The 12,102-nt window shown below is 50.9% G+C and carries 10 protein-coding genes; 4 read left to right on the forward strand and 6 right to left on the reverse strand.

Going from position 1 to position 12,102, the window contains the following annotated elements; genetic code table 11:
* Positions 1 to 28 precede the first annotated feature (28 nt).
* The gene (gene guaA / locus LZ24_RS10365; protein ID WP_144685209.1) at positions 29 to 1,552 is read right to left on the reverse strand and encodes a glutamine-hydrolyzing GMP synthase; all 1,524 of its coding nucleotides are present in this window, start codon (positions 1,550 to 1,552) and stop codon (positions 29 to 31) included.
* A 30-nt stretch (positions 1,553 to 1,582) separates the two neighbouring features.
* On the opposite strand from guaA, the gene LZ24_RS17230 reads away from it, so the two are divergent.
* The 3 genes from LZ24_RS17230 (at position 1,583) to LZ24_RS10375 (ending at position 4,521) form a co-directional block, all read left to right on the forward strand.
* A complete protein-coding gene (locus LZ24_RS17230; RefSeq protein WP_186443065.1) occupies positions 1,583 to 1,744 on the forward strand; it encodes a hypothetical protein in 162 nt (53 codons plus the stop codon).
* A gap of 165 nt (positions 1,745 to 1,909) precedes the next feature.
* A complete protein-coding gene (gene efp, locus LZ24_RS10370) occupies positions 1,910 to 2,473 on the forward strand; it encodes an elongation factor P (protein ID WP_144685210.1) in 564 nt (187 codons plus the stop codon).
* An 80-nt stretch (positions 2,474 to 2,553) separates the two neighbouring features.
* Positions 2,554 to 4,521, forward strand: coding sequence for a response regulator (locus LZ24_RS10375; RefSeq protein WP_186443066.1), 1,968 nt, complete (start codon positions 2,554 to 2,556; stop codon positions 4,519 to 4,521).
* Positions 4,522 to 4,907: 386 nt separating this feature from the next.
* Here LZ24_RS10375 and LZ24_RS10380 read toward each other — a convergent pair whose 3' ends face one another.
* From LZ24_RS10380 to LZ24_RS10400, 5 genes are read right to left on the reverse strand one after another with little or no spacing between them, the layout of a single operon-like run.
* A complete protein-coding gene (locus LZ24_RS10380) occupies positions 4,908 to 5,963 on the reverse strand; it encodes a radical SAM protein (RefSeq protein ID WP_144685214.1) in 1,056 nt (351 codons plus the stop codon).
* On the reverse strand, positions 5,960 to 6,709 hold the full coding sequence (locus tag LZ24_RS10385; RefSeq protein ID WP_144685216.1) for a histone deacetylase family protein: 750 nt from the start codon (positions 6,707 to 6,709) through the stop codon (positions 5,960 to 5,962). The genes LZ24_RS10380 and LZ24_RS10385 overlap by 4 nt, the downstream gene beginning before the upstream one ends.
* Positions 6,710 to 6,751: 42 nt before the next feature.
* Complete coding sequence (locus LZ24_RS10390) at positions 6,752 to 8,740, reverse strand: transglutaminase TgpA family protein (protein ID WP_144685218.1); 1,989 nt, start codon at positions 8,738 to 8,740, stop codon at positions 6,752 to 6,754.
* A complete protein-coding gene (locus LZ24_RS10395) occupies positions 8,721 to 9,680 on the reverse strand; it encodes a DUF58 domain-containing protein (RefSeq protein WP_144685220.1) in 960 nt (319 codons plus the stop codon). Before LZ24_RS10395 ends, LZ24_RS10390 begins: the two co-directional genes overlap by 20 nt.
* A gap of 11 nt (positions 9,681 to 9,691) precedes the next feature.
* Positions 9,692 to 10,603 carry an AAA family ATPase gene (locus tag LZ24_RS10400; RefSeq protein WP_144685222.1) on the reverse strand — a complete coding sequence of 304 codons (912 nt, stop codon included), beginning with the start codon at positions 10,601 to 10,603 and terminating at the stop codon, positions 9,692 to 9,694.
* 160 nt (positions 10,604 to 10,763) lie between these two features.
* Between LZ24_RS10400 and dctP the strand changes: the two genes are divergently transcribed.
* On the forward strand, positions 10,764 to 11,837 hold the full coding sequence (dctP, locus tag LZ24_RS10405; protein WP_144685224.1) for a TRAP transporter substrate-binding protein DctP: 1,074 nt from the start codon (positions 10,764 to 10,766) through the stop codon (positions 11,835 to 11,837).
* Positions 11,838 to 12,102: the final 265 nt, after the last annotated feature.

Raw genomic sequence — 12,102 nt, forward strand, 5'->3', positions numbered from 1 at the left:
CTTTTTTCATTAAGATGGCAGAAACAACTTATTCCCACTCAATGGTTGCCGGAGGCTTGGAGCTGATGTCATAGGCCACACGGTTGATGCCCCTGACTTCATTGATGATGCGGCTGGAAACCCTTGCCAGAAACTCGTGGGGCAGCCGGGCCCAGTCTGCGGTCATGGCATCCTTGCTGTTCACGGCCCGTATGACACAGGTGAACTCATAGGTACGGTGATCCCCCATGACACCCACGGTCCGGACAGGAAGAAGCACCACAAAGCTCTGCCAGAGATCCTTGTAAATGCCTTCCGCCTTGACTTCTTCAAGGAGAATGGCATCGGCTTCCTTCAGAATATTTAGGCGCTCTTCGGTAATTTCTCCAAGAATCCGTATGCCAAGACCCGGGCCGGGAAAGGGCTGACGCCAGACCATCTCATCACTGAGCCCCAGCTCCTTACCGAGAATGCGCACCTCATCCTTAAACAGATACTGCAGGGGCTCCAGCAGCTTCAGGTTCATGGTTTCAGGCAGCCCGCCCACATTGTGATGGCTTTTGATCACTGCGGAAGGGCCGCCAAAGGCGGATCTGGATTCAATGACATCGGGATACAGGGTCCCCTGACCGAGAAAGGCAGCCCCTTCAATTTTTCCGGCTTCAGCGTCAAAGATTTCAATAAAAAGATTGCCGATGATTTTCCGCTTTGTTTCAGGGTCCGTAACTCCGGCAAGGGCTGAGAGAAAGCGTTCCCTTGCATCCACAAAGCGGATATTCATCTGGAGATTTCTGGTAAGAACCTCTTCAAGGGTTTTCGCCTCATTTTTGCGCAGAAGTCCGTTATCCACAAAAATACAGGTGAGCTGATCGCCAATGGCCTTGTGGATCAGCACCGCAGCCACCGAAGAATCCACACCGCCGGAGAGTCCCAGAACCACTTTCTGCCCGCCAACGGTCTTTTTAATATCTTCTATGGTTTCCTTTGCAAAGGAAGCCATGGTCCAGTTACGGGAACACTGGCAGATGGAAAGGAAGTTATCAATGATTTTCCGGCCCTCTTTTGTATGTTCCACTTCCGGATGAAACTGGACGCCATAGAATTTCTTTTCGGGAAAATGACAGGCGGCCACGGGCGTATTGGCCGTGTCTGCCATGCTCACAAAACCTTCGGGCAGGGTATCAATGGAATCTCCGTGGCTCATCCAGCAGGTGCTGTCTTCAAGACCTGCGAAAAGATCCTCCCTGCTGCGGATATTTAAGGTGGCAAAACCGTATTCCCTTTTTTCAGATTTTTTTACGGAGCCTCCAAAGGTGTCCACCATGAACTGCATGCCATAGCAGATACCCAGCACAGGAATCCCCATTTCAAAAATGGCGGGATTTACCCTTGGACTGTTTTCATCATAAATGCTGGCCGGGCCGCCGGAAAGGATGATGCCCTCGGGCTTCAGGGCCCTTATGCTTTCCACGGAAACGGAAGGGGGTTCAATCACGCAGTAAACGGAATGCTCCCTTACCCTGCGGGCAATGAGCTGGTTGAACTGGGAACCGAAATCAATAATGAGAATCATCGGGATACTCCTAAAGGGAGGGAAGGGTCTGTGGAAGAAAAAAAACTGGCCTTTTTTCCAACAAATTGTCTGAAATTGCAAGATGGAATCCTTCAGGCCAGAAAGACAAAAGGAAAGCCATGGATGAAGAATTGCGAAGCTTTTGAAAATATGGTAGAAACGGCAAGTCTTGTCAAGCAGGGTTCCGGGTAAGATTTTTCAGGAACAGTCTTTGGCATTATGCTGTTGAAATCCGGTATCTTGGAATGTGTGAGCGGATTTTTTATGATCAGAAAGCTTCCTTCCAAGGAGGCTTTTTTTGGGGGCGGATGTATGATCTTCCCTGTTTTTTCTGGATGAATGAAAAGGAGATGATGTATGCTTGATTGTTCCGATCTTCGTAAGGGCCTTAAAATTGAGTACGAGGGTGACCCATATGTCGTTACCCAGTTTGACTTTGTAAAGCCGGGCAAGGGGCAGGCCCTTTATAAGTGCCGCCTTAAAAATATGATAAACGGCAGCCAGTTTGACCGGACTTTCCGTTCCGGAGAAAAATTCAACAAGGCCGATCTTGAAGAGCGTACCATGGAATTTTCCTACATGGACGGAGAAAATTACTGCTTTATGAATACCACAACCTTTGAGCAGGAATTTCTCACGCCGGAGCAGGTGTCGGAAGTCACGGACTTTCTGAAGGAAAATACGGTATGCAGTGTTCTTTTCTGGGGCAGTAGAGCCATTGGTGTGACCCTGCCCAATTTTATCGACCTTGTGGTGACCAAAGCCGAACCCTGGGTAAAGGGGGATACCGCTTCAGGGAATTCCAAGCCTGCGGTTCTTGAAACCGGTGTATCCGTTCAGGTTCCTTCCTTTGTGGAGGAGGGAGAGAAAATACGCATTGATACCCGTACGGGCCAGTATGTGGAGCGGGTAAAGGAATAAAAAGTAAAAGGGTCAGGTTCGCAATGGCGGCCCTGACCTGCCCGATTGTACCCCAAACCTTCTCACGGATGGTGCATATCATGTTTCGTTTTCAGAAAATACTGGTGGTGGATGATGATCCGGCCCTGCGGCAGATGCTCCACCGCATGCTTAGCCGTGAAGGGTATGCATGCAGTCTGGCTGCAGATGGCAATGAAGCCCTGGATGAGGTCCGCAAGGATCTGCCGGGGCTTGTCATTACGGACATCAGTATGCCCGGTATGGATGGTATCGAATTCATGAAAGCACTGCACAGGGAGCATCCTGCCCTGGATGTCATGGTCATGACGGGAATGTCCGAGCGGTATAACTATGCGGATATTGTGGATGCAGGCGCTTCGGATTATGTGAGCAAACCCTTTGAAAGGCGGGAGCTTCTGGCCCGTATCCGTCGGGTGGAGCGGGAAAGGGAAGCCATCAGTTCCTTAAATGCCATGAATGCTTCTCTGGAGAAAATGGTAACGGTTTCTGGCCATCTGGCTTCAAGGGCGGAAGCCGCTTCCAGGGCCAAAAGTGAGTTCCTTGCGGGAATCAGCCATGAAATCCGTACGCCCCTGAACGGCCTGATCGGTTTTGCAGATCTCCTGCTGGACACGCCCCTCAATGATGAACAGCAGGAATTTCTCAGTATTATCCGATCCAGCAGCGAAACCCTGCTGCAGCTTTTAAATGACATTCTGGACTTTGCCCGCATTGAAGCCGGAAAAGTGGCCATGGAAGAAATTCCCTATGACCTTGAGATCCTGTGTTTTGATGCCGTTGAAATGCTCCGCAGCCGTATGAATCCTGAAAAGGTTTCCCTGATTTCCCACTTTGAAGACAATGTGCCAGCCCGCCTCGTGGGAGACCCCCAGAAGCTGCGTCAGGTTTTGATCAATCTTCTGGCCAATGCCCTAAAATTTACGGAACAGGGTGAAATTACCCTTTCCGTGGGTGTAAAAAAGGAAGAAGGAAAGGGACTTACACTTGTTTTTTCCGTAAAGGATACGGGAATAGGCATTCCGGAAGGGGAGGAAGAGGCCATTTTCGGAGCATTCCGGCAGGCAGAGGGCACATGGACCCGCAGATATGGCGGTTCCGGACTGGGGCTTGCCATATGCCGCAGGCTTGTGGAAATGATGGGCGGAGACATCCATGCGGAAAACAACCCGGACGGGGGCAGCACTTTCCGCTTCAGCATCAGAGTGGGCAGGGATTCTGACGCCACCGGTGAACCAGAAAGCCTTTCTCCGGGCCTTGGCCATAAGAAAATTTATGTGGTGGATTCCCATCCAAGGCAGGCGGAAATCTGCGCCCAGTATCTGAAGGCTGCGGGAGCTGCCGTTGAAATTTTTTCCCATGAAGATGCCATCCCTGCAGATAATGTACCGGATCTGGCTGTTGTTGCCATGGAAGATCCTGAAAAGGCGAAGCATCCTTCTGAAGTTAACCGTATATTCCAGAAAATACCGGTCATCGCCCTGTCCCGTCCTGTTCCGGGCAGTGCGGGGTTTTGCAGAAATGCGGGTTATGCGGGCTATCTTACCCAGCCCGTATCAAGAACCTTTCTTGTGGAGATGGTCAGCCGCCTGCTTGGTGAAAAACATGGTGAGGGAATGCTGACCCGGCATCGTTTACGGGAAGAGCAGAAAAAGTCATTCCGTATGCTGATAGGAGAATCGCCTCCGGAAAATCTTCTCGGATGTCTTGCCGGTTCTTCGGGTTACCGCAAGCAGTGTTTTAGCGATGCCGCAGCCCTCCTGACGGCCTATGTTGCAGAGGATGGTCATTTTGACGGTGTTTTCATGCGTTTTTCCAGTGAAGCCATGCAGCAGACCCTTTTCCAGATCCGCCACTGGGAAAAACTTGCCGGAAAACCCTGTGTTCCCATTTTTATTGTTTTTTCGGAGAATAAAAACAGCCTGTACACGGAAGATTACCGGAGAATCTTTTTTACGGACATTAACAATCTTCGCAGGCAGGGACTGCATGTATTTGTTGAATCCTGTCTTCAGGCATCTTCTGCCTGATTATTTTGTAACTGTTCAGCACAGTTTATTCCGAACTGCCAATGCTGTAGTTGCAGCAGCTTCGTACTGTTGCAAGGCTCCGTGGCTATTTGCAAGTGACATTGCAATCGTTTCGGATCAGAGCTTTGCAGGCCTGTGCAAAAGAAGCGGAAAACTGTCTGAGCCGCCACAAAGGCAGCGTGCTTAAGTCTGCCATGGTAATCAAAAAGCTTATCCTGCCTGTGGCGGCGAGTTTTTGCCGCTTCCGCACAGGGCAAAAAGTTCCCGAATAAGATTGCGTCACGGGCAAATAGCCTGGGGCCTGTGCATCTGTCTTGCAGGTATGGTACCTGGAAAACTGTGCTGAATAATTACCTGCCTGAAAAAAATGCAGAGGGTATTCTGAATTATAACCCCTTTACCTGAGCGCAGCCCTGACATGGCAGGGGTACGGGGTGATTCCCATAAAAAATGCGCTCTATTCCCGGTGCCTCCATCAGCCTGCGTCTTCCCTCACTGCAATTGCCTATACCCGCATAAAGCTCCTCGTAAAATTCCTTTCTGACCTCAAACGCCCTGCAGAAATTCCGATATTTTTTACCCTGCCATATGGTTTCAAAATCATCGTCAAAAAGATTGCCCATGACTGCCATGGGAGGATGAAAGGCATTGTGAGATATGAGGGGCAGGTAAAGGAAAATACAGGGGCTGACTGTGCCATCCGCACCGACCATCAGGCATTGTAAGGGGTCGTTGGCGCAGACGGCCTGTTCTTTGGGCTGCATCCGGGCAGGAATGTAAGGCTGACCTTTTCGTATGGAAACCCATAGGGCACGCATGGCTGCCCATCTGGAGCGAAATCCTGAAACCACATGCTGTTTTTTGTGATCCGGGGTCGGCAGGTAGCTGGCATTGATGGCAAGACAGTCATCCAGGCCATAGCGGCTGGCCAGCCCCACTGCCAGGGGCAGCTCGTGGATATTGCTGTCCTGCTGGAGAAAACTGAGGCTGATTTTCGGTTTTTTTCCCAGCCTGTCTGCCCTAAGGCGAAAAAGGCGGACCTTTTCCATGAGGGCATGGAGGTCGGAGTGGGGTCTCAGGGCGGCATGGGTTTCGGGGGTGGCTCCGCTAATGGAAATGGTGAGGTGTTCAAGTCCTGCTTCCAGAAGGGATTGTCCCCGTTTTTCATCCAGAAGGCAGCCATTGCTTGTGACGGAACATCGGGCACCGGCCTTTGTCAGCTCACGGATCATTCCTTCAAGTTCCGGATGACAGAGGGGTTCCCCCCAGCCCTGAAGCTGAACGATTTCAGCACGGAGGGCCAGAGGAAGGATGCGTTTTATTTTTTCCAGAGGAAAATGGATATTTTTCCATGTGTCCGCAAAGGCCGTGCGCGGACAGGTCGGACATTTCAGGGTGCAGAAGGTGCTGGGTTCAAGCTGCAGGGCTAGGATCTTTTTCATGGCTCTGAAGCCATGCCTTCCATCAGGGCCCTTGCATTTTTTCCCAGAACCTTATGGTTGTACCCGCCTTCCAGCAGGGCAAAAAGACCGGCATTGCAGCGTCTTGATGCTTTTTTTGCCCACCTCCCCATATCAAAATAATCTTCCGTACGAAGAAGTCCTCCCCAGTCATCCCTGTGATGATCAAATCCCGCAGAAATTCCAATGATATCCGTTTCAAGACTTTCAAGTCTGGATTCAACATCTTCCATATAATCTTTGCGGTTGCGGGACATGGGGTTGTGCAGGCTGACCCAGGGCAGGGGGCCGAGGATATTGGTTGTGCCATCGCCAAAGTGCAGGTCAAAGTCCAGCACATGGGCCGTCTGAATCAGACCTTCGGCCTTCATGGCCAGAAGTGCCACAGCCATATTGGAGAAGTAGCAGAACCCCCAGCAGCTGTCTCTGGAGGCATGGTGGCCCGGTGGCCGGATCAGTCCGAAAACCGGTTCTTTAAAGCTCATGCGGGCAGAAAGGATGGCAGCACCTGCGGCAAGGGCTGCGATGTCAAAGACGCCTTCCCTTCTTACCTCCTCCAGAAGATCTTCGCCGTGCGCCCGGAGCAGTTCTTCCCTGGTGGCGGGCTCAGGAGAAATAAACACGGCAATATCCTCAATCTCCTGAACAATGGCCTGCATACGGCCGGGTTCGGCAGCCGGATCATGGGTATAGACTTCGTAAAATGCCGGATCAAAAACGACTTTCATGATTCCTCCTCCCTGGCTCAGGTCATAGGTTTATGCGGCAGCTCAGTCTTTCTTTTTTAAAGATGGCACCCGAAACCGCCGGACTTCTTTCAGAAAACCCTGAATGGTTTCCGGATCAGCATCCTTGTTGCCATAGCGCAGGCGGACATAATTTTCCAGATGGGGCTGAAGCGCATCGGCAAGCTCCGGTCTGTTTTCTCTGATCCTCTTTGCATAATCCATGGGGCCTTCGTGGGGATCTCTGGGAAAACCTGCCTTTTTCATTTTCTGGCACAGAAGATTCCAGGCCAGCAGCACCTTGTCCTTTTGCTTTCCGTTCTTTAACCGGATCATAGCATATTTTGTCAGCCCGTAGATAAACAATCCTGAAGCAAGGCTTATGGATAAAAAATAAAACAGCCCGGCACCCTGTAGCCATGCCCCCAATCGGGCAAAGAATTCCCGTTGACGGGTATGGGTGTAGGCCAGCACCTGCCTGTGCCAGAGGTGGGTGGCGCTGTCCCAGAAGAGGCCCAGAGGCCTGATTTTTCTTTCAAGCCATGTAAGATCCGTATGCCTGCCAATGCTCATGCGGTCTTCTTCGGAAAGGGAGGCGGCCATTCCCCCTTCATCCAGACGGAGGGGGGCAATCAGGGCTGTGGGATCCATCCGCTGCCAGCCTTGATTTTCAAGATAGATTTCGGTCCATGCATGGGCGTCGGACTGTTTGACCATGAGATAGGGTCCGATGGGGTTGATTTCCCCCCCCTGATAGCCGCCGATGATCCGTGCGGGCAGTCCCGCTGCCCGGGCAAGGGTGGCAAACCCCATGGAAAAATGCTCACAATAGCCCTGTTGTGTCTCAAAAAGAAAGGCGTCCATGCTGTTTTTTGAAGGAAGCAGGCCGGGATTCAGGGTGTAGCGGAAGGGCTGACTCTGAATCCATGAAACAAGGGCCCCAAGTCTTTGGCTTTCATCCGGGTTTTCTTTGTAAATTTTTCGGCCAAGGGCCAGAGCCTTTGGGTTTTCGTCCGAAGGCAGATAAAGATCCACGTCATCCGGTCTTTCCAGATGGAAATTTTCCTTTGAGGATTCAAGGGTGTAGCCCATGCGGCGCTGAACTTTATCCTTGTTTCGCGCAAGTCCGCCCTGCACAAGGGATACAGAGCCTGTTCCATGGGCAATGGGCCAGTCTAAGGCAAAGAGCCAGTGGTGCTGATGGGGTTCCATGATGATGCTGTAGCGTATCCACATCCGGGGGGGGGTTTCAAAATCAGGCAGGGGAGATACTTCCCTGTCCGGAAGCCATGCGCCGGATCGTACATTGCGGAAAACAATGCCTCTGAAATAGCGGCTTTCTGAAGAAGGAATGGGGCCTTCGAACTGTACACGGAAAGCCGGTTCATTGCTTTTGGCAAGGGTTGCCACACTGCCCGGCTGCAACTGATCCGAAAAACCCGTTATCCCGGAAGGAGAGGGCGTGCGGATACCCCAGAGGGGGCTTGAAAGTCTTGGAAAGGAAACAAAGAGGATAATGGCAAGGGGCGCTGCCACAAAAAAGAGGGTGGCTGCCTGCAGCAGCATTTTTTTTAAAGGTGCTTTTTCGTGGTGAATCAGGGCAAGGACAGCGTGGTTGCATATGAGGGCAAGGGCCATGTAAAGGGCCATGGCAAGGGATTCTGAAAAAAGCAGGCTGGAAAGTACCAGCAGATGGGCGATGAAAACAAGGGCAATGGCATCCCTTCTTTCTTTCAGCTCAAAGGTTTTCAGTGCTGCCATGATGAGAAGGAGCCGGGAGCCTGCATCCTGTGCAAAGGTGCCTGCGCTTTGGGCAAGGATGATAAAAAAAAAGATCCATGTGAAAGCAAGGATGGTTTTTTTTCCGGGCAGGGGAAGATAGCCCCGGGCCATGGCAAGGCGCATCAGCCATGCAAGACAGACAAGAGCCGTCAGCCAGAGGGGTTGATGCAGAAACTGCGGCCCTGCGGATAATGCCAGTATGAAGATCAAAGGCGGCAGCAGTCTGTTTTTATCATTTAATGATAAAGGCATTTTTCTCTTCACCTATGGCATGGAGCATCATGGAAAATAAATCCTCTGCGGTGTTTTCTCCCTGAAAAGCGGCCAGATGATACAGGCATTGTTCCCGGTGCTGTCTGGAAGATGCCGGTCCGACTTCCCTGTCTGGAAGACGGAGACCATAGGCCATGTTTCTGGATGCGGCCTGAAGAATGCCGTGGCAGAGCCGGGAGAGCCTTTCTTCCGTATCCATATTGTTGAAGGCATTGAAATCCAGAACAAGGCTTTTGCCTGCGCTTTCAAAATTTTTGATGTGCATACCTCTGTCTCTGGAAAAAATTTTCCAGTCAATGCGGGAAATGGGGTCTCCCGGAACATAGCTTTTGTGTCCTTCAAAATCCTCATTCCCCATGGACTGTGCTTTCCTGCCCGAAGGTTGTTTTTCTGCGCCTTTGCCTTCGGATTCCGGCAGGGGACCAGCAAGGGGTTTGGGATATACCACGGCTTCTGTTTCGTGGGGCAGCCGGATCCATGCATAAAAAAGTCCCAGAGGTGCCCGGCACTGGAGGGTAAGGGCCGGGAGCTGATAAATCCCCCGTGCTGCGGCAGGCAGACGGAGTTCCAGAATACCGGTGCTGCTTTTATCTATGGAAACAGGTTGTGACGTTTTTTTACGGCTGCAGAGTGTAAGGCCCGTACGCCCATGATTCCCACTGAAAAGGTGGAGACGGATACAGATGGGGTTTTCTGCAAATACCGGTGGGCATTCCATGCCTTTGATCAGGATACCCTTAAGATTTCTGTGGGTTGAAAAGGAGGAACAAAGGGCCATGGAAAAGAGAAAAAAAGTGAGCAGAAGCCCCAGATTGTTGTTTTCATTAAGGGAGGCCACAAGGGTGACAAGTAAAATGATGCCCATGAAAAGACCGGCAGGGGTGGGCAGAATGAAAATTTTTCTTTTTTCAGCTTTCATGGGAGCACTTTTCACGGCAAAGGAATTTTTTTCAGCACATCCTGCATTTCTTCAGGGCTGAAACCCGTCAGATCCTTTGATTTTTGCAGCCTGTGGCTGGAAACCCATGGAAAAACAGCCTGCACGTCTTCGGGCAGACAGAAATCCCTTTTATGGAGAAAGGCCCAGGCCTTGGAAGCCAGTACAATGGCCATGCCAGCCCTTGGAGAAAGACCTGTGTGGAAAAGGCTTTCTTTCCGGGTATATTCCAGAATATCCTGAACATAATCCATGAGGGCATCGGAAACGCCTGCCTGCTGCACTTCCTGCCTGAAGGAGATGATTTTTTGCGCAGAGAGCAGGGGAGTCAGTTCTGAAAATGCATGCCTCACCTCACCCTTGAGGATGCGTTTTTCCGCATCTCTGTCCGGATATCCCATGGAGATGCGCATGAGAAAACGGTCCAGCTGGGATTCGGGCAAGGGGTAGGCCCCTGCCTGTTCACTGGGGTTCTGGGTAGCCATGACAAAAAAAGGATGGGGCAGGGGATGGGTCTGTCCTTCAACACTCACCTGATTTTCTTCCATGGCTTCCAGAAGGGCACTCTGGGTTTTGGGTCCGGCCCGGTTGATTTCATCGGCAAGGAGAATCTGGGTAAAAACAGGGCCGGGATGGAACCTGAATATCCTTTCTCTGCTTTCAAAGATGGAAACACCAAGAATATCTCCGGGCAGCATATCACTGGTGCACTGGATTCTCCGGAATGTAAGCCCCAGACTTCTGGCCGTAGCCTTGGCCAGGGTTGTTTTTCCTATGCCGGGAAGGTCTTCGATGAGAAGGTGCCCCCCGGCCAGAAGACAGGTCAGGCAGCGTTTGATGGCCTCATCTTTTCCTAAAACAGCATTGCGGATCTGTTGAAAAGCAGGCATAATCTCAGAATGCATAGGATAGCTTCCTCTGGTTCTGTCGGCAAACAGAAGTGTTTGTGACCATGAATATAAAGGAAATGTGTGCCGTGATGTTTTTTTATGAAGCAGGCTTTTTCCCTTCCCGCCTGCAGCAACATGGTATGCGCAACGGGACGGATTGTCAAAAGGAGAGGCCATGCAAAAAAACAATGTTCATTTTTTTCTGTCTTTTTCTGAAAAGATCCTTTCTCCCATACGGATGGCGGTTTTTATTGTTATATGCCTGTCACTGCCTGCATGGGGTGAGGTTTCTTTGCCTCTCATGCGCATTTCCGTTGAAAATTCCCCCAGCCATGTCCATACAAAGGCGGTCAGGCGTTTTGCAGAAGATCTCAGCAGCAAAGCAGCGGGACGTCTCCATGTGGAATTCCATGACAGTGCAAGGCTTTACAGGGATGCGCAGATTCTCAGTGCCCTTGCCTCGGATCGGGTAGAAATGGGCGTACCCGGAACCTGGCATTTTGACAGGTATGAGCCGGACGTTGGTATTTTCCTTTTGCCGGCTTTTTATGGACGCAGTGCCGAAGACATGCACAGGGTTGTGGACGGAGAAATTGGCCGCAGGGTTGTAGAAAAGCTTGAAAAAGGTCTCAGGGTTTCTGTTCCGGGCCGCTGGCTGGACCTTGGCCATGCCCACCTTTACACAAACCAGCCTGTATTTTCAAAGAATGATCTTAAAAATTTGAATATACGGGTTGCGGGGGGACTGGCCAATGCCATGCGCGTGGAAGCCTTAGGTGCAAAGGCAGTGATTATTCCATGGCCGGATCTGCCCGCAAGGCTTCAGCAGAAAAACATTGACGGAGTGCTGACCACCCATGAAACCATTCGCAGTGCGGAACTGTGGAATGCGGGGCTTGGGCATGTGTTTGAGGACAGGCAGTATTTTCCCCAGTATATCCCCGTTATCCGGCAGAATTTCTGGAGAAGACTGCCCGATGATCTCCAGAAGATCATCATGGATACCTGGGAGAAGCATGTGGATGAGGCTCGAAAAGAAGCCGCAGAAGCCCAGGAAAATGCCAGAAGGCTTCTTTTGCAGCAGGGAATGAAAATTTTTACGCCTCCGGAAAAAATGATTTCGGACTACAGAAGCTTTCTTGCAGGACATCAGGATGCAATCGTCACAGCCCTTGGTGTGGATGCTGAACTGTATGCAGAGGCCATGCTTTTTTTAAAAAAACTGGATGAATCTCTTGTGAGGCCCTGAGGCCGGTTCTTCTGTCTTTTACGGGTTCCCTTACTGCTGGATACAGGCAATCTGTGGACCAGGACATCTATCGTTGCCTGGGGTAAAGCAAACCGAACAGTAACTATTCAGCACAGTTTATTCCGAACAGCTAATGCTGTAATTACAGCAGCTTTGTATTGTTGCAAGGCTCCGTGGCTATTTGCAAGTGACATTGCAATCGTTTCGGATTCCGGCACTCAAGCTAAAAACCCAAAGACTATAATGTAAACGATGCCAGCCTTTT

It is taken from the genome of Desulfobotulus alkaliphilus, from assembly GCF_007830435.1.
Lineage (GTDB): Bacteria > Desulfobacterota > Desulfobacteria > Desulfobacterales > ASO4-4 > Desulfobotulus > Desulfobotulus alkaliphilus.

Coding starts and splice junctions, on each gene's coding strand:
- guaA (WP_144685209.1), bottom strand. CDS start 1,552: ATGATTCTCATTATTGATTTCGGTTCCCAGTTCAACCAGCTCATTGCC.
- efp (WP_144685210.1), top strand. CDS start 1,910: ATGCTTGATTGTTCCGATCTTCGTAAGGGCCTTAAAATTGAGTACGAG.
- LZ24_RS10375 (WP_186443066.1), top strand. CDS start 2,554: ATGTTTCGTTTTCAGAAAATACTGGTGGTGGATGATGATCCGGCCCTG.
- LZ24_RS10380 (WP_144685214.1), bottom strand. CDS start 5,963: ATGAAAAAGATCCTAGCCCTGCAGCTTGAACCCAGCACCTTCTGCACC.
- LZ24_RS10385 (WP_144685216.1), bottom strand. CDS start 6,709: ATGAAAGTCGTTTTTGATCCGGCATTTTACGAAGTCTATACCCATGAT.
- LZ24_RS10390 (WP_144685218.1), bottom strand. CDS start 8,740: ATGCCTTTATCATTAAATGATAAAAACAGACTGCTGCCGCCTTTGATC.
- LZ24_RS10395 (WP_144685220.1), bottom strand. CDS start 9,680: ATGAAAGCTGAAAAAAGAAAAATTTTCATTCTGCCCACCCCTGCCGGT.
- LZ24_RS10400 (WP_144685222.1), bottom strand. CDS start 10,603: ATGCATTCTGAGATTATGCCTGCTTTTCAACAGATCCGCAATGCTGTT.
- dctP (WP_144685224.1), top strand. CDS start 10,764: ATGCAAAAAAACAATGTTCATTTTTTTCTGTCTTTTTCTGAAAAGATC.